17 protein-coding genes and 2 tRNA genes are annotated in these 20,723 nt (G+C 72.1%); 6 read left to right on the top strand and 13 right to left on the bottom strand.

All coding sequences use genetic code 11. From position 1 onward, the window contains the following. The first annotated feature begins 31 nt into the window (after positions 1-31). The 3 genes from HZS56_RS11090 (at position 32) to HZS56_RS11080 (ending at position 5,385) form a co-directional block, all read left to right on the top strand. A complete protein-coding gene (locus HZS56_RS11090) occupies positions 32-3,031 on the top strand; it encodes a UPF0182 family membrane protein (protein WP_216720583.1) in 3,000 nt (999 codons plus the stop codon). A gap of 96 nt (positions 3,032-3,127) precedes the next feature. After that, positions 3,128-3,201, top strand: a tRNA-Met gene (locus HZS56_RS11085). 237 nt (positions 3,202-3,438) lie between these two features. Next, positions 3,439-5,385, top strand: coding sequence for a tetratricopeptide repeat protein (locus HZS56_RS11080; RefSeq protein ID WP_253914057.1), 1,947 nt, complete (start codon positions 3,439-3,441; stop codon positions 5,383-5,385). 288 nt (positions 5,386-5,673) lie between these two features. Here HZS56_RS11080 and HZS56_RS11075 read toward each other — a convergent pair. Further along, positions 5,674-5,747 (bottom strand) — tRNA-Met (locus HZS56_RS11075). A gap of 50 nt (positions 5,748-5,797) precedes the next feature. Continuing rightward, positions 5,798-6,214, bottom strand: a complete 417-nt coding sequence (locus HZS56_RS11070) for a Fur family transcriptional regulator (protein ID WP_216720567.1) — start codon at positions 6,212-6,214, stop codon at positions 5,798-5,800. A gap of 143 nt (positions 6,215-6,357) precedes the next feature. Here HZS56_RS11070 and HZS56_RS11065 point away from each other — a divergent pair, with 143 nt between their 5' ends. Further along, on the top strand, positions 6,358-7,809 hold the full coding sequence (locus tag HZS56_RS11065; protein ID WP_216720566.1) for a catalase: 1,452 nt from the start codon (positions 6,358-6,360) through the stop codon (positions 7,807-7,809). A gap of 94 nt (positions 7,810-7,903) precedes the next feature. Here the strand turns inward: HZS56_RS11065 and HZS56_RS11060 are convergent, their stop codons facing one another. The 7 genes from HZS56_RS11060 to HZS56_RS11030 all read right to left on the bottom strand — a co-directional run bounded on the left by HZS56_RS11060 (position 7,904) and on the right by HZS56_RS11030 (position 15,081). Next, positions 7,904-8,902: an NAD(P)H-dependent flavin oxidoreductase gene (locus HZS56_RS11060; protein WP_216720565.1), complete on the bottom strand. Its 999-nt coding sequence runs from the start codon at positions 8,900-8,902 to the stop codon at positions 7,904-7,906. Then, positions 8,899-10,548 carry an AMP-binding protein gene (locus HZS56_RS11055; RefSeq protein WP_216720564.1) on the bottom strand — a complete coding sequence of 550 codons (1,650 nt, stop codon included), beginning with the start codon at positions 10,546-10,548 and terminating at the stop codon, positions 8,899-8,901. The genes HZS56_RS11060 and HZS56_RS11055 overlap by 4 nt, the downstream gene beginning before the upstream one ends. After that, entirely contained in the window at positions 10,545-11,474 is a 930-nt protein-coding gene (locus tag HZS56_RS11050) for an enoyl-CoA hydratase/isomerase family protein (RefSeq protein WP_301543009.1), read from the bottom strand. The genes HZS56_RS11055 and HZS56_RS11050 overlap by 4 nt, the downstream gene beginning before the upstream one ends. Beyond that, on the bottom strand, positions 11,461-12,681 hold the full coding sequence (locus HZS56_RS11045) for a CaiB/BaiF CoA transferase family protein (protein ID WP_216720562.1): 1,221 nt from the start codon (positions 12,679-12,681) through the stop codon (positions 11,461-11,463). The genes HZS56_RS11050 and HZS56_RS11045 overlap by 14 nt, the downstream gene beginning before the upstream one ends. After that, complete coding sequence (locus tag HZS56_RS11040) at positions 12,678-13,448, bottom strand: enoyl-CoA hydratase/isomerase family protein (RefSeq protein ID WP_216720561.1); 771 nt, start codon at positions 13,446-13,448, stop codon at positions 12,678-12,680. Before HZS56_RS11040 ends, HZS56_RS11045 begins: the two co-directional genes overlap by 4 nt. Positions 13,449-13,504: 56 nt before the next feature. Continuing rightward, positions 13,505-14,452 (bottom strand): hydroxymethylglutaryl-CoA lyase, encoded by a 948-nt coding sequence (locus HZS56_RS11035; protein ID WP_216720560.1) that lies wholly within the window; start codon positions 14,450-14,452, stop codon positions 13,505-13,507. A gap of 143 nt (positions 14,453-14,595) precedes the next feature. After that, positions 14,596-15,081 (bottom strand): MarR family winged helix-turn-helix transcriptional regulator, encoded by a 486-nt coding sequence (locus HZS56_RS11030; protein WP_216720559.1) that lies wholly within the window; start codon positions 15,079-15,081, stop codon positions 14,596-14,598. 122 nt (positions 15,082-15,203) lie between these two features. On the opposite strand from HZS56_RS11030, the gene HZS56_RS11025 reads away from it, so the two are divergent. Then, entirely contained in the window at positions 15,204-16,571 is a 1,368-nt protein-coding gene (locus HZS56_RS11025; protein ID WP_308408053.1) for an MFS transporter, read from the top strand. Between the two features lie 50 nt (positions 16,572-16,621). On the opposite strand, the gene HZS56_RS11020 is transcribed toward HZS56_RS11025, so the two are convergent. The 3 genes from HZS56_RS11020 to HZS56_RS11010 are packed head-to-tail and all read right to left on the bottom strand — an operon-like array spanning position 16,622 to position 19,199. Then, positions 16,622-17,332, bottom strand: coding sequence for a 3-oxoacid CoA-transferase subunit B (locus tag HZS56_RS11020; RefSeq protein WP_216720558.1), 711 nt, complete (start codon positions 17,330-17,332; stop codon positions 16,622-16,624). Further along, a complete protein-coding gene (locus tag HZS56_RS11015; protein WP_216720557.1) occupies positions 17,329-17,997 on the bottom strand; it encodes a 3-oxoacid CoA-transferase subunit A in 669 nt (222 codons plus the stop codon). The genes HZS56_RS11020 and HZS56_RS11015 overlap by 4 nt, the downstream gene beginning before the upstream one ends. After that, positions 17,994-19,199: a thiolase family protein gene (locus HZS56_RS11010; protein ID WP_216720556.1), complete on the bottom strand. Its 1,206-nt coding sequence runs from the start codon at positions 19,197-19,199 to the stop codon at positions 17,994-17,996. The genes HZS56_RS11015 and HZS56_RS11010 overlap by 4 nt, the downstream gene beginning before the upstream one ends. 93 nt (positions 19,200-19,292) lie before the next feature. On the opposite strand from HZS56_RS11010, the gene HZS56_RS11005 reads away from it, so the two are divergent. Then, complete coding sequence (locus HZS56_RS11005; protein ID WP_216720555.1) at positions 19,293-20,180, top strand: LysR substrate-binding domain-containing protein; 888 nt, start codon at positions 19,293-19,295, stop codon at positions 20,178-20,180. 19 nt (positions 20,181-20,199) lie between these two features. Here HZS56_RS11005 and HZS56_RS11000 read toward each other — a convergent pair whose 3' ends face one another. After that, on the bottom strand, positions 20,200-20,607 hold the full coding sequence (locus tag HZS56_RS11000) for a CBS domain-containing protein (RefSeq protein WP_216720554.1): 408 nt from the start codon (positions 20,605-20,607) through the stop codon (positions 20,200-20,202). Positions 20,608-20,723: the final 116 nt, after the last annotated feature.

Raw genomic sequence — 20,723 nt, 5'->3', positions numbered from 1 at the left:
AACTTTCGAGGTGCGCACCTTGGCTTTCCAGATGCCGGACCGCGGCGGAGGCCCCCCGTCGGGGCCGCGGATCAGAGTGGGCCGCCCGTCCCGGCGTGTCCGAACCCTGCTGCTGACACTCGGTGTCCTCGCCGTGCTCGCCATGGCGTTCACCATGTTCGCGGGGTTCTGGACGGACTGGCTCTGGTACCGGTCGGTCCACTACTCGTCGGTGTTCACGACGACCCTGTGGACCAAGATCGGGCTCTTCTTCGTCTTCGGCCTGCTGATGGCGCTCGCCGTGGGATTCAACATCTGGTTGGCCCACCGCATGCGCCCGCCGCTGAGCGCCATGTCGATGGAGCAGCAGAACCTCGACCGGTACCGGATGGGCATCGCCCCGTACAAGAAGTGGCTGCTGCTCGGCATCACCGCCCTGGTCGGTCTGATCGCCGGCGCCTCGGCCTCCGGCCAGTGGCGCACGTGGCTGATGTGGGTCAACGGCGTGCCCTTCGGGCAGAAGGACCCCCAGTTCAAGCTGGACGTCTCCTTCTACGCCTTCGACCTGCCCTGGTACCGGTTCCTGCTCGGGTTCGGCTTCGCGGCCGTGATCATCTCCGTGATCGCCGCCGCGCTCACCCACTACCTGTACGGCGGACTCCGCGTCACCAGCCCGGGTGCGCGCGCCACGGCCGCCGCCACCGGGCACCTCTCGGTGCTCATCGGCGTCTTCGTCGCCTTCAAGGCGGTCGCCTACTGGCTCGACCGGTACGGCCTGGCCGTGAAGTCCAGCGACTTCAAGGCCACCGACAACTGGACGGGCCTCAGGTACGTCGACGCCAACGCCTACCTGCCGGCCAAGACGATCCTGTTCTGCATCGCCGTCATCTGCGCGCTGCTCTTCTTCGCCACCCTGTGGCGGCGCACCTGGCAGCTGCCGGTGATCGGCCTCGGCCTGATGGTGCTCTCCGCGATCCTCATCGGCGGCCTGTACCCGGCGCTCGTGCAGAAGTTCCAGGTCCAGCCGAACGAGCAGGCCAAGGAGGCGCCGTACGTCGAGAAGAACCTCGCGGCCACGCGCGACGCGTACGGCATCGAGGGCACCCAGGTCACCGAGTACGCGGGCAAGAGCGAGACCAAGGACAAGACGAAGCTCCGTGACGACGTGGACGCCGCGGCGTCCATCCGGATCATGGACCCGAACGTCATCTCGCCGACCTTCCAGCAGCTCCAGCAGATGCGGAACTACTACGCGTTCCCGACCAACCTGGACGTGGACCGCTACTCGAAGGACGGCAAGGACCAGGACACGGTCATCGGTCTGCGCGAGCTGAACCTGGCCGGCATCCCGAAGAAGAACTGGATCAACAACCACTTCCGCTACACCCACGGGTACGGAGTGGTCGCCGCCAAGGGCACGGCCGTCGACTCCGAGGGCCGCCCGGTCTTCACCGAGTCGGACCTGCCGTCCGAGGGAGACCTCGGAAAGTACGAGCAGCGGATCTACTACGGCGAGAAGACCACCACCTACTCGATCGTCGGCGGCCCCCAGAAGGAGATCGACTACTCGGACGACACCGGGGAGAAGACCTTCAGCTACAAGGGCGACAGCGGGGTCGACCTGTCCAACCCGGTCAACCGCGCGGCGTACGCGGCGGCGTTCAGCGAACCGCAGATCCTCTACTCCGGCGCGATCGGCGACGGCTCGCGGATCCTGTACAACCGCACGCCCAAGGAGCGCGTCGAGGCGGTCGCCCCGTGGCTGACCATCGACGGCGACGCCTACCCGGCGGTCGTGGACGGCCGTATCCAGTGGATCGTCGACGCCTACACGACGACGAACGGCTATCCGTACGCCTCCCGTACGACGCTCGGTGACACGACCGCCGACTCGCTGACCGCGAACAACAACTCGCGCGCGGTGGTGGCCCAGCAGAACCAGGTCAACTACATCCGCAACAGCGTCAAGGCGACCGTCGACGCGTACAGCGGCGACGTCAAGCTGTACCAGTGGGACACCAAGGACCCGGTCCTCAAGACCTGGATGAAGGCGTTCCCGGACACCGTGCAGGACAAGGGCGAGATCTCCAAGGAGCTGATGGCCCACCTGCGCTACCCCCAGGACCTGTTCAAGGTCCAGCGGGAGCTGCTCACGCGGTACCACGTGAAGGACGCCAACACGTTCCTCAGCGGCAGCGAGGTGTGGCAGGTTCCGGACGACCCGACCAACAAGTCGAGCGACTCGGTCCCGCCGTACTACCTGAGCATGAAGATGCCCGACCAGGACCAGCAGGCCTTCTCGCTGACGACGACGTTCACACCCAACGGACGTGACAACCTCAGCGCGTTCATGGCCGTCGACGCCGAGGCGGGAACCAGCGACTACGGCAAGATCAGAATCCTGAAACTGCCGACCAGTACGACCGTCAACGGACCCAAACAGGTCCAGAGCCAGCTGAACTCCGAACAGGACATCGCCGAGACGATCAGGCTGCTGAGAGGTGGCGACTCGGAGGTCGAGTACGGAAACCTGCTGACGGTGCCGGTCGACGGCGGACTCCTGTACGTCGAACCGGTCTACGTCCGCGGTGGCGACCTCAAGTACCCGCTGCTGCGCAAGGTGCTCGTGAGCTACGGAGGCAACACGGCCTTCGAGAACACGCTCGACGAAGCCCTCAGCAAGGTCTTCGGAGCGCAGGCCGCCGAGAACGAGCAACCGTCGGACGAGGGCGAGGACACGACCGAGCCGCCACCGACGGACACCAACCCCACGGTCAAGGAAGCGCTGGGCGACGCGCAGAAGGCCTTCGACGCCGGGCAGAAGGCCCTGGAGCAGAAGGACCTGGGCGCCTACGCCGAGGCGCAGAAGGACCTGGAGGAGGCGTTGCAGCGGGCCGAGGACGCCCAGTCCAAGGCCGACCAGGGCACCGGCAAGAACGGTGACGACAAGGGCGGTGACGGAGCGAGCGGCGCGGACAAGGCCGGGGGAGACCAGAGCAGTCCGGACGCGAGTCCGACCGGTGACACCGGCGGCGGATCGGACACCGGCTGACCGTCCGGTCCCGGCTGACCGCCCGGTCGCGTCGGGGCCGGCGTTCGAGCTGGTCAAGGCCCATCCCGCGCCGTGCTAGGGTTGTGCACACAACGGCGCGGGGTGGAGCAGCTCGGTAGCTCGCTGGGCTCATAACCCAGAGGTCGCAGGTTCAAATCCTGTCCCCGCTACTGAAGTCGTGGCTGTGCGCGACGACAACGAAGGCCCGGATTCCGAAAGGGATCCGGGCCTTCGTGTTGTGCGAACGCATGTACCGGGAGAACCGACGGCCGCGCCGCCAGGGGGAGTTGGGCACATCTGTGTTTGACTTGTCTCCCTGTGGGCATGTCGACAAAACGCTGAAGTGACCTCACTGACTGCGGTATACCGGATGTACCGAGGTTGCAGGTGGTGCGACGATGGACGTTATGGGGGACATGGCAAATCTGTTCGAGACAGGGCGTTTTGCGCAGCCGTCCAGTCAGGAGGAAGCCGCGGACGAGGCCCAGGAAGCGGCCGACGAGGCGGCTGAAGAGGTGCGGCTGCGGCTCGCCGTCGACGGCGGTGACGTCGAGGCGATGAGCGTCCTCGGCGCGATGCTGCTGCGCCGCGGCGACTTCGAGGGCGCCGAGTCCCATCTGCGTGCCGCCACCGCGGCCGGTGACCGGGCCGCCGCCAACAATCTGGGCGTACTGCTGCACCAGCGCGGTTACGCCGACGAGGCGGCCGGCTGGTGGCGCATCGCCGCCGTCGCCGGGTCCGTCCCCGCCGCCCACGCGCTGGGCCGGCACTTCCGCGAGCGCGGGGACGAGCCCGCCGCCGAGTACTGGCTGTGCCAGTCCGCCGAACAGGGTCACGTGCTGGGCGCCTACGCCCTCGCCGACCTGCTGGAGCACCGCGGCGACGACACCGGGGCCGAGCGGTGGATGCGGGCCGCGGCCGAGCGGGGGCACCGGGAGGCCGCCTACCGGCTGGCGCGGACGCTGGACCGGCGCGCCGGACGGACGGGGCAGTCGGGGCAGGCAGGGCAGTCGGGGCAGGCAGGGCAGTCCGGAAGGCGGCCCGGGCAGGACCGCGACGACGACGGCGGCGACGGCCGTGAGAGTGGGCGGGACCGTGGCCGTGACGGCGGGCGTCCGGCCGGGGCCGGTTCGGCAACGGGGGCGGGGCCGGGCGAGATCGAGCAGTGGTACCGGCAGGCCGCCGCGCGCGGCCACCGGCGTGCCGCGCTGCAGCTCGGGACGATCCTGGAGAAGCGGGGCGAGCTCAAGGAGGCCGGCCGCTGGTACCTGACGTCGGCCAAGGACGGCGAGGCCCGTGCCGCCTGCGCGCTCGGCTTCCTGCTGCGGGACGCCGGGGACACCGAGAGCGCCGCCGTGTGGTGGCTGCGCGCCGCCCAGGACGGCGACGGCAACGCCGCCAACGCCCTGGGCGCACTGCACGCCGAGCGCGGTGAGACCCAGACCGCCGAGCGCTGGTACCGGGCCGCGATGGATGCCGGCGACGACAACGGGGCGTACAACCTCGGGCTGCTCTGCGCCGAGCAGGGCCGCACCACGCAAGCCGAGCAGTGGTACCGGCGGGCCGCGTACGCCGGTCACCGGGAGGCCTCCAACGCGCTGGCCGTCCTGCTGCTGCGGGCCGGTGACGAGAGTGGCGCCGAGCCGTGGTTCTCCAAGGCCGCCGAGGCGGGCAGCGTCGACGCCGCCTTCAACCTCGGGATCCTGTACGCCGGACGGGACGCGGGGCGGTCGGCGCTGCGCTGGTACGAGCGGGCCGCCGCCGCCGGTCACACGGAGGCGGCGCTGCAGGTCGGGATCGCGCGGCTGCGTGCCGGGGACGAGCGGGACGCGGAGCGGTTCCTGCGCTGCGCGGCGGGGGGCGGCAGCGCGGAGGCCGCGTACCGGCTGGCGACGGTGCTGGACGCGCGCCGGCCGCCGGCGCCCGCGCACGAACTGGGCGAGCCGGAGCACGGGAAGTCCGAGTGCGAGGAGTGGTACGAGCGGGCGGCCTCCCAGGGGCACCGCCGCGCCCAGGTGCGGGTCGGGATGCTGGCCGCGGCGCGGGGTGACGTGGTGGAGGCGGCGCGCTGGTACCGGGAGGCGGCCGAGGCCGGATCCCGCAACGGCGCGTTCAACCTGGGGCTGCTGCTGGCCCGCGAGGGGAGCGAGCCGGAGGCCGTGGTGTGGTGGCGCCGGGCGGCCGACGCGGGGCACGGGCGGGCGGCGCTGCGGCTGGCGCTGGTGTTCGCGCGGCGGGGGGAGCTGGCCGAGGGGCAGCGGTGGGCGGACCTCGCGGTGTCGCTGGGGCCGGCGGAGGTGGGGGAGCGGGCGGCGAGGCTGCGGGATGCGTTGCGGCAGGAGTTGTCGGCGTGACGCTGCGCTGGGCTGGGGTGCCTTTGTGAGGTGCTCGGTGCTTGTGGGATGAGGTGCCCGGGGTTGGTGCTGGGCGGGGGCGGGTCGCGCTGCCCGGCGCTGACGGGGTGCCTCCCCCACTCTCGGCTTCGCTCGAGCGGGAGGTGCCCCCACCGCCCACCAGTGCCGCCCTGCGGCACGATTGCCCGCAGGTGCGCGACTCGCGACTGCCCCCAGCCACGCGCGCGACTGCCCGTAGCTATGCGACTGGGGCCGGAATCCTTTTGGATTCCGGCCCCAGTCCTTCAGTAGCGGGGACAGGATTTGAACCTGCGACCTCTGGGTTATGAGCCCAGCGAGCTACCGAGCTGCTCCACCCCGCGTCGGTGAATGGAACACTACGTCACCGTGAAGACGAGAAGCAAATCCGCGGCTACGCGGTCGCGCAGTTCGGGCAGGTGCCGCGGTACGTGACCTCGACGTCCGACACGGTGAAGCCGAAGCGCTCCGAGTCGGGGAGGTCGGCCAGCGGGTTGCCGGTCGGGTGGACGTCACGGATCGCGCCGCACCGGGCGCAGACCAGGTGGTGGTGGGGCTGGTGCGCGTTCGGGTCGTAGCGCTTGGCGCGCTTGTCCGTCGCGACTTCCAGCACCTCGCCGAGTGTGACCAGCTCGCCCAGGGTGTTGTAGACCGTCGCCCTGGAGATCTCCGGGAGCTTGTCCACGGCGCGGGCGTGCACCTCGTCGGCCGTCAGGTGAACGTGTTCGCCGTCGAGGACCTCGGCCACCACGCGCCGCTGCGCGGTCATGCGCCATCCGCGTCCACGCAGCCGTTCCAGTAGGTCACTCATGCGAACCAGCCTAGCAGTAGGGGGATCGAGTCCCGAACGGGTGTGACTTTGGAGCCTTGCTTGACTTAGACATTGTCCATTGTAGGATCGGCTACGGCATTAGCCAAGGGACAGGCTCATCAGGATTGGCGCAGGAGGCGTACGTGACTCAGGGACCGCTTACTACGGAAGCCGGTGCTCCGGTAGCCGACAACCAGAACAGCGAGACTGCGGGCGTCGGCGGCCCCGTGCTCGTCCAGGACCAGCTGCTTCTGGAGAAGCTGGCCCACTTCAACCGTGAGCGCATCCCGGAGCGCGTCGTGCACGCCCGCGGCGCCGGTGCGTACGGCACCTTCACGGTCACCGCCGACGTCACCCCGTACACGCGCGCCGCCTTCCTCTCCGAGGTCGGCAAGGAGACGGAGACCTTCCTCCGCTTCTCCACGGTGGCCGGCAACCTGGGCGCGGCGGACGCCGTCCGCGACCCGCGTGGCTTCGCGCTGAAGTTCTACACCGAAGAGGGCAACTACGACCTCGTCGGCAACAACACCCCGGTGTTCTTCATCAAGGACGCCATCAAGTTCCCCGACTTCATCCACACCCAGAAGCGCGACCCCTACACGGGGTCCACGGAGATGGACAACGTCTGGGACTTCTGGGGCCTGTCCCCGGAGTCGACGCACCAGGTGACCTGGCTGTTCGGCGACCGCGGCATCCCGGCGTCGTACCGCCACATGGACGGCTTCGGCTCGCACACCTACCAGTGGAGCAACGCGGCCGGCGAGGCCTTCTGGGTCAAGTACCACTTCAAGACGGACCAGGGCATCAAGACCCTCACGCAGGCCGAGGCCGACAAGCTCGCCGGTGAGGACCCCGACTCCCACCAGCGCGACCTGCGGCAGGCCATCGAGCGCGGGGACTTCCCGTCCTGGACCGTCGGTGTGCAGATCATGCCCGTCGCCGACGCGGCGAAGTACCGCTTCAACCCGTTCGACCTGACCAAGGTGTGGCCGCACGCGGACTACCCGGTCATCGAGTTCGGCAAGCTGGAGCTCAACCGCAACCCGGAGAACGTCTTCGCGGAGGTCGAGCAGTCGATCTTCTCCCCGGCGCACTTCGTGCCCGGCATCGGTCCGTCCCCGGACAAGATGCTCCAGGGCCGTCTCTTCTCCTACGGCGACGCCCACCGTTACCGCGTCGGCATCAACGCCGACCACCTGCCGGTGAACCGCCCGCACGCCACCGAGGCACGCACCAACTCCCGTGACGGCTACCTGTACGACGGCCGCCACAAGGGTGCGAAGAACTACGAGCCGAACAGCTTCGGCGGCCCCTTCCAGACGGACCGGGCCCTGTGGCAGCCGGTCGCGGTCTCCGGTGTCACCGGCGAGACCGAGGCCCCCTCGCACGCCGAGGACAACGACTTCGTCCAGGCGGGCAACCTGTACCGGCTGATGACCGAGGACGAGAAGGAGCGGCTGGTCAACAACCTGGCCGGTGCCCTCTCCGGCGTCTCGCGCGACGACATCGTGGAGCGTGCGGTCGGCAACTTCCGTCAGGCCGACGGTGACTTCGGCAAGCGGCTGGAGGCCGCGGTCCAGGCCCTTCGCGGCTGACATCCAGCACTGGACCGCTTGCCGTAGCGACGGGCCGGTTCCCCGGGACGGGGGAACCGGCCCGTTCGTCGTTCCCGCGGCCCTCCCGGGCCGGTCAGGTGCCGGCCGTCGAGGCCGGGACGGGGTGCGGGCCGGCGGCGGGCACCGGCAGCCGGGAGACCGCCCGGTGGTACTCGGCGACGATGCGGTCCACGACCTCCGCCGCCGGCAGCACCGCGTCGACCAGCCCCGCGGACTGGCCCGCCTCCACCTTGCCGGTGTCCACCAGGCCGTCCAGCGCGGCGTCCTTCAGGCTGGCGGAGGCGAATGCGCCCCGCCGCACGTCCAGTTCCGCCCCGTCCTCCTCCAGCCCGGTCATCCGGCGGGTGAAGTCGTTGTCCAGGGCGCGGATCGTGCCGAGGCCGCGGCCGACCGTACGGGTGGAGTCGACGCCGGCGGCGACGACGGCCGCCTTGTAGGCGGGGTGCACGGTGGCCTCCTCGGTGGCGAGGAAACGGGTGCCGAACTGGGCGCCGTCCGCGCCGAGGGCGAGCATCGCCGCGAGGCCCGCGCCGTCCGCGACGCCCCCGGAGGCGACGACCGGCACGCCGGGCACGGCGGAGACCACCGCGCGCACCAGCACCTGCGTGGTGACCATCCCGGGCGGCGGATGCCCGCCGGCCTCGGCGCCGACGACGACCAGCCCGTCCACACCGGCGTCGGCGGCCTTGCGGGCGTGCTCGACCCCGGCGACGACGTGCAGGCAGACGGTCCCCACGTCGTGGAAGCGGTCCAGGTAGCGGCGCGGTCCGCCCTGGGAGGCGATCAGCACCGGCGGGCGCCGGGCCAGCAGCAGCTCGACGACCTCGTCGGCGCCCGCCCGGTAGAGCGGGAGGTTGACCGCCCAGGGCCGGTCGGTGCCGTCGGCCGTCTCGTCCAGGGCGCGGGCCAGGTCGGGCAGGCGCATCGGGCCCGCGGCGACCACGCCCAGACCGCCCGCCCGGCTGACCGCGAGGGGCAGGGCGGAGCTGGAGGACGCCCAGGACATGCCTGCCTGCACGACCGGCAGGTCGATGCCGAGCAGGTCGGTGAGGGGCGTGGGGATACGGGTCATGCCGCGGCCCCGGTGTCGTCGTGGCCCAGCAGGGTGCGGGCGTGGGCGGCGAGACGGTTCTTCTGCACCTTCGAGCTGGCGGTCATGCCGATGCCCTCGAAGCCGTCCACGATGCGCAGGTGCCGGGGCACCTTGAACCCCGCCATGCGGGTGCGGGCCCAGTCGATCAGCTCCTGTTCGGTGGGACCCGGACCGGTGAGCACGACGAACGCGAACGGCACCTCCATCAGCCGCTCGTCGGGCACGCCGACCACCACCGCCTGCCGTACACCGGGGTGGCGGTGCAGGACGTCCTCGACGTCGGCCGGGGCGACGTTCTCGCCGCCGACCCGGATGATGTCCTTGGTACGGCCCGTGAAGTGCAGGCGGCCGGACGCGTCGAGGGCGCCGACGTCGCCGGTGGCGAGCCAGCCGTCCGGGTCGACGGCGGCGGCGGTCGCGTCGGGGTCGTCGAGGTATCCCTGCATCACGTTCCAGCCGCGGACCAGGATCGAGCCGGGTTCGCCGGGCTCGCAGTCACGTTCGCCGGGTTCGCAGTCACGGCTGCCGTCCAGGGCCCGGATGCGCACCTCGACGCCGGGTTCCGCCTGCATCGCGCCGGAGGCCCGTACCCCGTCCGGTTCCCACCAGCAGGACTGGGCGACGTTCGGGGACGCCTCCGACAGGCCGTACCCGGCGACGCACTCGGTCGCGCCGAGTTCGTCGATGACCCGGCGGATCACGGTGGGGGAGGCGGCGACCCAGGCGCCGCGCAGCCGCAGGGTGCGGCGGGCGCGGTCGGGGTGGTTGAGCAGCAGCAGGGCGATGGTGTCGTTGCCGGAGAAGTGGGTGCAGCGTTCCTCCTCCAGCAGCCGCAGCGCCTCCGCCGGCTCGAACCGCGGCATGGTCACCAGCGTCGTGGCGTGCTGGAGGCAGGCGAGCACGGACAGGGTGCTGCCGGCGACGTGGAAGAAGGGCCGTGCGCTGTGGAAGCGGTCGCCCGGGCGCAGGCCGAGCCGGGCGCCGGAGAAGAAGCCGTCGGCGCACATGCTGCGGTGGGTGAGCAGGACACCCTTGGGGCGTGCGGTCGTGCCGGAGGTGTACTGGACGAGCAGTACGTCGTCCGGGGTGCCGGTGGCCGGGACCTCGCCGGTGCCGCGGGCCAGGAACTCCGGCCACGGCGTCGCCCAGTGGGGCACCGTGTCGCCGCACACCACGACCCGCTCCAGGTCGGGCAGGGTGGGGCAGGTGGGCGTGGCGTCCGCACCGATGCCGATCTCGCGCAGCACCGCGTGGAAGTCGACGTTCAGCACGCGGTCGGCGACGAAGAGCGTGCCGACCCGGGCGTGGGCCAGCGTGTGGCGGACCTCGTCGGCGCTGTAGCGGGTGTTGACCGGCACGGTGACCGCGCCGACGGAGCCCAGTGCGACGAAGAGGGCGACCCAGCGCGGCCCGTTTCCGAGGCAGAGGCCGACGCGGTCGCCGCGGCCGATGCCGGCGGCCGCCAGCGCCGCGCGGACGCGGACGACCTCGGCGGCGAGGTCGCGGTAGGTGATCCGCTCGGCCGCGGTGACCACGGCCTCGACGTCGGGGGCGAGCAGCGCCGCCCGCTCCAGGGCCGCGTGCGCGGTCAGGGGGCATACGGCGGCGAGATCGAGATCCGTCACTTCTCTTCCTCCTCTGTACTGCCGGGATCGCCGGTGCTGCCGCGATCGCCGGTGCTCCCGGTGCTCTCGGGACCGTCGCCGTGGCGGCGGGCGAAGCGGGCGACGCCGTCGCGCCAGCCGTCGTCGGCCAGGCACTGTTCGATGGCCGCCATCTCGATCCGGATCCCCCGGTCGAGGTCGGTCTCGCCGCCGAGGTCGACGGCGCGCTTGGTCAGGGCCATGGCCAGCGGCGGCGCCCCCGCGATCGAGGCGGCGATCTCCTCGCCCGCCCGCGCCAGCCGGTCGCCCGGCACCACGCGGGAGACGACGCCCAGCTCGGCGGCCTCGGCGGCCGGCATGACCCGGTTGGTGAACAGCAGCTCCTTGGCGCGCCGCCGCCCGATGACGCGCTGCAGACGCTGGGTGGCGCCGACCGTCCCCCAGTGGGCCTCGGGGAAGCGGAAGGCGGTGTCCTCGGCGGCGACCGCGAAGTCCGCCGCCAGGGTGATCTCGCCGCCGCTGCCCACGACCGCGCCGTGCACCAGGGCGACGACGGGGCGGCGGCAGCGCTCGACGGCGTCGTAGGCGGCGAAGGAGGCCTGACGCCGCCGGCGTACCCAGGCGGCGTCCCGGCCGGCCCGCTCCTTGAGGTCGGCGCCCGCGCAGAACGCCGGGCCCTCGGCGGACAGCAGGACGACCCGCACGTCGTCGTCGGCGTCGAGGTCCTCGAAGACGGACCGCAGCTGCCGGCACATCTCCAGGTCGACGGCGTTGCGGGCGCGCGGCCGGGCGAGCCGCACGCGGGCGACGCCGTCGGCGACGTCGCACCGTACCCGGACCGTTTCGGCGGCCGGTGTCTCGGCGGCCGGTGCGTCAGCGCTCGGTGTGTCACCGTTCGGTGTCTCAGTGTCCGGCGTCTCAGTGTCCGGTTTCTCAGCGCCCGCCATCCTGGATCACCCCCGCTTCCCGCAGCTCGTCGATCTCCTCGTCGCCGAGGCCCGCCAGTTCGGACAGTACGGTGCCGGTGTCCGCGCCGAGCAAGGGCGGGGCACCGGCCGTGGGCGGCGCGCCGCCGGTCTCGCGCAGCGGGGTGCGCAGGGCGCGGAAGGTGCCCTCGGTGGGGTGCTCGAACTCGGTGACGACGCCGCGGGCCCGCGCGTGCGGGTCGGCCAGCGCCTCGCGGACGCCGCGTACCGCACCGGCCGGTACGTCGGCGGCGAGCAGTTCCTTCAGCAGCGGGTCGCGGTCGCGCCGGGCGATCGCGGTGCGCAGGGCGGTCATCACGTGCTCGCGCCGGGCGACCCGTCCGGCGTTGCGCCGCAGCTCCGGGTCGGCGGCGAGGTCGTGGAGGCCGAGGACCTCGCACAGCGGCACCCAGTGCTGGTCGCTGCCGCTGATGTGCAGCCAGCCGCCGTCGGCCGTCTCGAACGCCGCGGACGGGACCCGGCCGGGGTGCTGGGTGCCGGTGCGCACGGGGTCCTCGTCCAGCGCGAACAGCCGGGCGGCGTTGAGGGCGTGCAGGCTGAGCTGGACGTCCATCATCGAGACGTCGAAGTGGCGGCCCCGGCCGGTGACGCCGCGCCCGGCGAGGCCGGTGAGCACGGCGATGGCGACCCAGAGGCCGGAGGTCATGTCGGCGACCGGGATGCCCGTCTTGCTGGGCGGGCCGTCGGGTTCGCCGGTCATCGCCATCACGCCGGACAGCGCCTGGAAGACGGTGTCGTAGCCCTTGCGGGTGCGGTCGGGGCCGCTCTGCCCGAAGCCGGTGGCGGAGACGTAGACCAGTCCGGGGTTGTCGGCGGCGAGGTCGTCGTAGCCGAGGCCGAGCCGGTCCATCGCGCCGGGCAGGAAGTTCTCCACCACGACGTCCGCGCGGGCGGCGAGCCGGCGGGCGGCGTCCCGGCCGCGCGGGTCCTTGAGGTCGAGGGCGACGGAGCGCTTGCCGCGGTTGAAGGCGAAGAAGTAGGCGCTCTCGCCCTGCGGCAGCCGGGGTTCGAAGCCGCGGGTCTCGTCACCGCCGCCCGGCCGCTCCACCTTGACGACGGTGGCGCCGAGCTCGGCGAGGATCTGGGTGGCCATCGGGGCCGCCAGCACCCGGGAGAAGTCCAGGACGGTGACGCCCTCCAGCGGGCGGGGCGCGGTCGGCGCGCTCACCGGCGGAACGCCCGCATCAGCGCGTTGACGTCCTGCCCGGCCCGCATCGCGGCCTCGGTGGGCAGGTCGGCGACGCGGTAGAAGAGGTCCTTGGCCGCGTGGATCGCCCGCGGCTCGACGGCCGCCCACCGTTCGGCGATCTCCAGCGCGGCGTCCAGCACCTCGTCCGGCTCCACGACGCGGTTGACCAGGCCGTGCTCCGCGGCCTCGGCGGCGCTCAGCATCCGGCCGGTGCTGACCAGCTCGAAGGCGAGCTTGCGGCCCAGGTGGCGCTGGAGCCCGGTCATCACGAGGGCGGGCACGATGGAGTGGCGCAGCTCGGGATAGCCGAACTTCAGGTCGGTGCCGGCCACGGCCATGTCGGCGCCGAGCGCCAGTCCCGCCCCGCCGCCCACCGCGGCCCCGCGCACCGCCGAGACGACCGGCGTGCCCATCGACTGCATCTGCGTCTGGAGCTTCGCGGTGAGCGCCGCCCGCTCCAGTACGGCGTCCGGCTGGTCCGGGGTGAGCTCGGAGAACTCGGAGAGGTCGGCGCCCGCGCAGAAGGCCCGGCCCGCACCGGTGAGGGCGACGGCGCGGACACCGGCGTCCCGCTCGGCCGCGGCGAGGGCGTCGCTCAGCGCCCGGGTCAGGGCGGTGTTCAGCGCGTTGAGCTTCTCGGGGCGGTGCAGGGTCAGGACGCGGACGGCGCCGCGGTCCTCGACGAGCAGCACGTCGGCGGCCGGGTCACTCGGGGCGGCCGGCCGTCCGCTGGTCGTGACGGTCACGTGGGGTCTCCTCGGTCCGGAGAATAAAAGGGGGGCAGCGCAGGGGGGCGAGGCGGTCAGGCCGCCGTGGTGGCCGCCGGTGACGGGAAGCGGTCGAAGCCGGCCCGCGCCACCATGCTGTGCAGCGGCCGGCCGAGCGCCTCTTCGCAGGCCCGCGAGGCGGCGGCCAGGGCGTCGAGGTCGAGGCCGGTCTCGACGCCCATCGCGTCGAAGAGGGCGACGAGGTCCTCGGTGCAGACGTTGCCGGTCAGACCGGCGCCGTAGCCGATCTGCGACGGGTGGCCGCCGACTCCGCCGAGGGCGCTGTCGAAGTGGCGGCAGCCCGCCTCCAGGGCGGCGACCGCATTGGCGATGCCCGTGCCGCGCGTGTTGTGGAAGTGGGCGACGACCGGCAGCCCGGGATGGTCCCGCTCCAGCCGGCGGAACAGTGCGGTGACGGAGCCGGGCGTGGCGACGCCGGTGGTGTCGCCCAGCGTCACGGCGTCCGCGCCCAGCTCGACGAAGCGGGCGACGTCCTCGGCCACCCGGCCCGGGTCGACGGGGCCCTCGAAGGGGCAGCCGAAGGCCACGGACACCACGCCGACCAGCCGGAACCGGCCGCCTGCCAGCTCCGTCATCTCCGCCACCCGCTGCCACTGCTCCTCGCGGGTGGAGCGCAGGTTGCGCTCCGTGTGGCTCTCGCTGGCGGACACCAGCAGGCTCAGTTCCTCGGCGCCGGCGCCCCGGTCGAGGTCGTCCAGGGCACGGCGTACGGCCCTGGGGTTGGGGCAGGTCGCCTTGAACGCCACGCCGGGGCGGTGGGTGACGCCCGCCAGCACCTCACTGGCGTCGGCGAAGGCGGGCACCCACCGCGGATGGCTGTAGCTCGTCGCCTCGATGCGGCGGAAGCCGGCCGCGGCGAAGGACTCCAGCAGGCTGATCTTCGTATCGGTCGGCAAGAACCCGGGTTCGTGCTGGAGACCGTCCCGGGCGAAGCACTCGCAGATCGTGACCGCGTCGGTCATCGGGCCACCTCCTCGTGGATGACCCGACCAGAATCACCCCCAGGTGTTGATAAAGTCAACACCTGTCGGGCCGGCTGGCCGGTGTGCGCGACGTCCCGGGCGCCGCCCCACGCATCGCCCCATGCGTCGCCCTATGCGTCGCCCTATGCGTCGTCGAGCCGCTCCCGTTCCTGGTGCTCCATGGTCAGGGCGAGGTCGGCCAGCTTCTCCAGGGCGCGCTCCAGCGCGTCCGACTCCTCGGGGGAGAGGGTGGCCGCGAACGCGGCGTCGCGCTCGTTGGCCGCCGCGATCAGGCCCCGGTACAGCACCACTCCGGCCTCGGTCAGGGCCAGTTGCCGGGTGCGCCCCGAGCCCTCGGTACGGCGGACCAGGTCCCTTTCCACCAGGCCTCGGACCACCCGGCTCATCTGTGCCTTGTCCAGTCCGGCGCGGCGGGCGAGCCGGTTGAGGGTCAGCGTCGGGTCGGCGGCGATGAGCGCGAGGGTGCGCCACTCGCCGAGGCTGACGTCGAACTCGCGCCGGTATCTCAGCGCCGCGCTGCGCGACAGCGCCGACGACGTGCGCGACAGCCGGTAGGACAACAGCTCGGAGATCGGGACGAGGTCTGAGCCACCCTCACGCTTCTGCATGGCGGACATCGTATCGCCGGCGACTCCTCCCGAGGTGTTGACTTTATCAACAGCCGAGGTTGAGACTCGCACCGGTCGCGCCCCTCTGCGACCCTGTCACTTCACGCAAGGAGTCGTACATCGTGGTCGACCCCTCCACTTCTCCCTCCGCTGCCACGGAATCCCCGGAACCGCCGGGGGCCGACGCCTCGTCCGTCGACCGTGACGCCACCTACCGCACCATCGCCTGGCGCGTGATGCCGCTGCTGGTCGTGTGCTACGTCGTCAGCTTCATCGACCGCACCAACATCGGCATCGCCGAGCACGGTCTCGAACGCGACCTCGGCTTCGGCTCCGCCGTCTACGGCCTCGGCGTCACGCTGTTCTTCGTCGGCTTCATCGTCTTCGAGGTACCGAGCGCGAGCCTGCTCGCCCGGTTCGGCGCCCGCCGGACCCTCGTACGCATCATGGCGTCCTGGGGTGTCGTCACCGTCGCCACCGCACTGGTGCAGAACGAGGTCACCTTCTACGTCGCCCGGTTCCTGCTCGGCGTCGCCGAGGCCGGCTTCTTCCCCGGCGCGCTGTACTTCCTGGCCTGCTGGTTCCCCTCCGCGCGACGCACCCGGATGACCGCGGTGTTCTTCGCGGGCGTGCCCGTCGCGGGAGTACTGGGCTCCCTGATGTCCGGCTGGATCATGCACACCTTCGGCGGCGTGGGCGGTCTGGCCGACTGGCAGTGGCTGTTCGTCATCGAGGGCATCCCGCCGATCCTGCTCGCCGTCGCCGTCCTCGTCTGGCTCGTCGACGAGCCCGAGCAGGCCCGCTGGCTCTCCCCGGCCCAGAAGAAGGCGGTGCGCGCCGACCTGGTCGCCGACCAGCGGCGCAAGACCGACGAGGACAAGGGGCACGGGGGTCTGCTGCTCGCGCTGCGCGACCCCAAGGTGTGGATCATCGGCCTGTGCGCCTGCGGCGCCTACACGCTCGCCAACGCCGTGTCCTTCTGGACCCCGCGCATCATCGCCGACGCGGGCGTGGGCGACGTCCTGAACCTGGGGTTCTTCTCCGCGCTGCCCCCGCTGCTCGGCATCGTCGTCATGCAGATCGTGGGCCGGCACTCCGACCGCACCCTGGAACGCCGCTGGCACGCGGCCCTGAGCTGGACGGTCGCCGCCTGCGCCATGGTCGCGCTCTCGGTGTCCGAGGGAAGCGTCGTCCTGGTCGTCGTCCTGCTGTCCGTGCTGGCCGCGGCCCACTACTCAGGGCTCACCGTCTTCTACTCGATCCCCTCGATCTACCTCGGCGAGCGCGCCGCGGCCACCGGCATCGCCTTCGTCACCTCGATGGGCTCCTTCGCCGCCGCGGCCTCCCCGTCCCTGCTCGGCTTCATCCAGGCCAGGACCGGCAGCCTCGCCCTCGGCCTGCAGATCAGCGCCGCCATCGTGCTGCTCGCCGTCGCCCTGCTGCTCGTCGGCGTCAAGGCCCGCGACCTGCGCGAACGCCGCCCAGGCTGACGGTCGGGCGGCGTTCGCGGCGTCCTCTGCGCGGCGCTCTCCGCGCGGCGTCAGCCGCCGAGCGGCAGCAGCGGCAGGTCCAGGCGCCCCGCGAGCTCGTCGACACTGGTCCCGAAGGTCTCCCGCACCACCACACCTTCCGGCGTGACGTCGAACACCGCGTGGTCGGTGTAGACGCGGTCGGCACAGCCCTGACCGGTCAGGGGGTAGGTGCACCGCGGGACCAGCTTGGGCGCGCCGGTCCTGGTGAACAGCGTCATCATCACGAACACCTTCTTCGCCCCGATCGCCAGGTCCATGGCTCCGCCGACCGCGGGGATGGCGTCGGGCGCGCCGGTGTGCCAGTTGGCGAGGTCGCCGGCCGCGGAGACCTGGAAGGCGCCCAGGACACAGACGTCGAGGTGACCGCCGCGCATCATGGCGAAGGAGTCCGCGTGGTGGAAGTACGCCGACCCGGGCAGCTCGGTGACGGGAATCTTGCCGGCGTTGGTGAGATCGGGGTCGACCGCGTCGCCCCGGGCGGCGGGCCCCATGTTGAGCATGCCGTTCTCGGTGTGGAGTACGACACCGGAGCCGGCCGGCAGATGATCGGCGACCGACGTCGGCCGGCCGATACCGAGGTTGACGAAGGAACCGTGGGGGATGTCCCGGGCCACGAGGGCGGCGATGTCGTCCTGGCCCAGCGGACCGCGTACGTCCTGCGGGCCGGGCGTGTCCTGCGGGGCGGGTACTTCCTGCGCGGTGGATCGGTCGGTGTTCATGCGGTCCCCTCCTGCACCACTCGGTCGACATAGATGCTCGGCGTGACGACGGTCTCGGGGTCGATCGCACCGGTCTCGACGATCTCGCGGACCTGCGCGACGACGGTGGTGGCGGCGGTCGCCATGACCGGTCCGAAGTTGCGGGCCGTCTTGCGGTAGACGAGGTTGCCCATGCGGTCCGCCCGGTGGGCGCCGATCAGCGCCACGTCGCCCCTGATCGGGTACTCCAGCACGTGGGGGCGGCCGTCGATGACGCGGGTCTCCTTGCCCTCGGCCAGCAGGGTGCCCGCTCCGGTGGGGCAGTAGAAGGCGCCGATACCGGCCCCGGCCGCCCGCATCCGCTCGGCCAGGCTGCCCTGCGGCACGACCTCCAGCTCGATCCGGTCGGCCCGGTACAGGCCGTCGAAGACGTAGGAGTCCCTCTGGCGGGGGAAGGAGCAGATCACCTTGCGGACCCGGCCCTCGGCGAGCAGCGCGGCCAGCCCGGTGTCGCCGTTGCCGGCGTTGTTGGACACCACGGTCAGGTCCTTGGCGCCCTGGCGGATGAGGGCGTCGATCAGGGCGACCGGCATCCCGGCCATCCCGAAGCCGCCGACGAGCACGGTGGATCCGTCCTCGATCCCGGCGACCGCCTCGTCGGCGTCGGCGCACAGCTGTGTGGTCATCGGCTCGTCTCCGTCACGTTCTCCAGGACCACGGCGAGTGCCTGGCCCACTCCGATGCAGATCGCGGCGAGGCCCCACCGCTCGCCGGACTCCTTCAGCCGGTGGGCCAGCGTGCCGAGCAGCCGGCCGCCGGAGGCGCCCAGGGGGTGGCCGAGGGCGATGGCGCCGCCCTTGGCGTTGACCGTCCCGGGATCGATCCCCCAGGCGTCCACGCAGGCCAGTGCCTGCACGGCGAACGCCTCGTTGAGTTCGACCGCGGAGACGTCGGACCAGGAGATGCCCGCGCCGCGCAGCGCCCGGTTCGCCGCCTCCACCGGAGCGAAGCCGAACATCTGCGGGTCCAGCGCGAACACCCCGCGCCCCGCGACCCGGGCCAGCGGGTCGGCGCCGATGCGCGCGGCGGCGGCCCCCGAGCCGAGCAGTACGGCCGAGGCCCCGTCGCTGAGCGGTGAGGCGTTGCCCGCCGTGATCACGCCGTCCGGGCGGAACGCGGGCTTGAGCGCGGCGAGCCCGTCGGCCGTGGAGCCGGGCCGGACGCCCTCGTCGCGGGCGAGGGTGTCGCCCTTGCGGTCCACCGTGACCGGCACGACCAGGTCCTCGTAGAAACCCGCGTTCCAGGCCGCGTCGGCGAGTTCGTGGGACCGCGCGGCGAACTCGTCCTGCCGCCGGCGGGAGACGGGGAACCGTTCGGCCAGCTGCTCGTTGGCCTCGCCCAGGGAGACCGTCCACTCCTTCGGCATGCGCTCGTTGACCAGCCGCCAGCCCAGGGTGGTGGACACCGCGGTCATGTCACCGGCGGGGTAGGCGCGGTGCGGTTTGGGCAGCACCCACGGAGCCCGCGACATCGACTCCACCCCGCCGGTCAGTACGACGTCGGCGTCCCCGGTCTCGATGGCCCGCGAGGCGATGATCGCCGCGTCCAGGGAGGAGCCGCACAGCCGGTTGACGGTGGTGGCGGGAACGCCGGTGGGCAGCCCGGCCAGCAGGACGGCCATTCTGCCGACATTGCGGTTGTCCTCGCCGGCGCCGTTGGCGTTCCCCCAGACGACGTCGTCGATGTCGCCCGGTTCGAGCGCCGGCACCTTGCCGAGGACCCCGCTGACGGCGAGTGCCGCCAGGTCGTCGGGCCGGACACCGGCGAGGGCGCCGGAGAAGCGTCCGAAGGGTGTTCTTGCCGCTGCGTAGAGATAACTGTCGGTCACGCCGCCACGGTAGGAGCGCCCACTTGTTCGCGTCCAAGACCTAATTGTGCGCCATTGAGAAGCAGGGCTTATGAAAGCCTCTAGGCTGGGCCCATGGAGCTCCGCCAGGTCCGCTACTTCCTCGTTCTCGCCGAGGAGTGCCACTTCGGCCGCGCGGCGGCCCGGCTGCACGTCGCCCAGCCCGCGCTCTCCCAGCAGATCAAGCAGCTGGAGCGCGAGCTGGGCACCGCCCTGTTCCACCGCTCCACCCGGCACGTCGGTCTCACCGAAGCGGGGCGGGACCTGATCGGGTACGCCCGCGGGCTGCTGGCCGAGGAGGAGCGCGCGCGGGCCCACATGGCGGAGCTGGCGGGCGGCCGGGCGGGCCGGGTCTCCGTCGGTTTCATCGGTACCGCCACCTACGACGTGCTGCCGCGCGTGTCCCGCACGGTACGGGCGCGGTTGCCGGGCATCTCCCTGGAACTGCACGGCGAGGTGCTCACCCCGCAACTCCTCGACGGCCTGCTCACCGGCGCGTACGACCTCGCGGTGTGCCGCCCCGACACGGCCGGAACCGCGCAGGTCCGCACGGCGCCGCTGCGCACCGAGTCCCTGATGGCCGTACTGCCCTCGCGCCATCCGCTGGCCTGCCGCCCGGCCGTCCCGCTGCGGGCGCTGGCCGACGAGCCCTTCGTCATCCACTCCTCGCAGCCCCGGTCCTCCATGTACGACCGGGTCCTGTCCGCCTGCGGCCGGGCCGGCTTCCGGCCCGCGGCCCTCGTCGAGGTCGGCGAGACGGCCACGCTCGTCGTCTTCGTCGCCGCGGGACACGGCGTGGCGCTCGTTCCGCAGTCGGTCCGGAGTCTGCGGCTGGACGGCGTGACGTACGTGCCGCTCGCCGAGCCGGAACCGGTGGACCTCGTGCTGGCCCGCAGGACCCGCACCGATTCGCCCGCGGTCGAGCAGGTCGCCTCGGTGATCGAGCAGTGCGTACGGGGCTGACGGCGGAGCCGGGTCTCCCTCAGGCGGTCACCGCCGGTGCCGCGCGCCGGGGGCGCGCGGGCGTCCAGCAGCGGATGATGTCGCGCACCGACACGATGCCGACGGGCTCACCGCCGTCGAGCACGATGAGGTGCCGGAAACCGCCGTGCACCATCGCCCCGGCGGCCTCCTCCACGGTCCAGACCGGTGCGGCGAAGACGACGTCGGTGGTGGTGTGGGCGTGGGCGTGCTCGGTGTCCGGGTCCTGGCCCCGGCCGACGGAGACCAGCACGTCGCGTTCGGTGAGGATGCCGATGCCGTCGGCGTCGGGGTCGTACACCACCGCCGCGCCGACGTGGCGGGCGGACATCAGGGCGGCGGCCTGGCGGAGCGTGTGGGCGGGGCCGATGGTCAGGACGACGGTGCTCATGACTTCGTGGACGAGCATGGGATGAAGCCACCTCCTGCCGGTGATCCATGAGTGCGTTCATGGATTCACAAGTTCACAAGTGGGGGAGCCCTCAGAGTGGCAGGCAAAGCGAGGGTCAACAAGGGGGCGCGGAG

The organism is Streptomyces mayonensis (assembly GCF_018982965.1).
GTDB classification, from domain to species: Bacteria; Actinomycetota; Actinomycetes; order Streptomycetales; family Streptomycetaceae; genus Streptomyces; species Streptomyces mayonensis.
The sequence above is the reverse complement of the archived record's forward strand: the minus strand, read 5'-3'. Positions and strand labels throughout refer to the sequence as shown.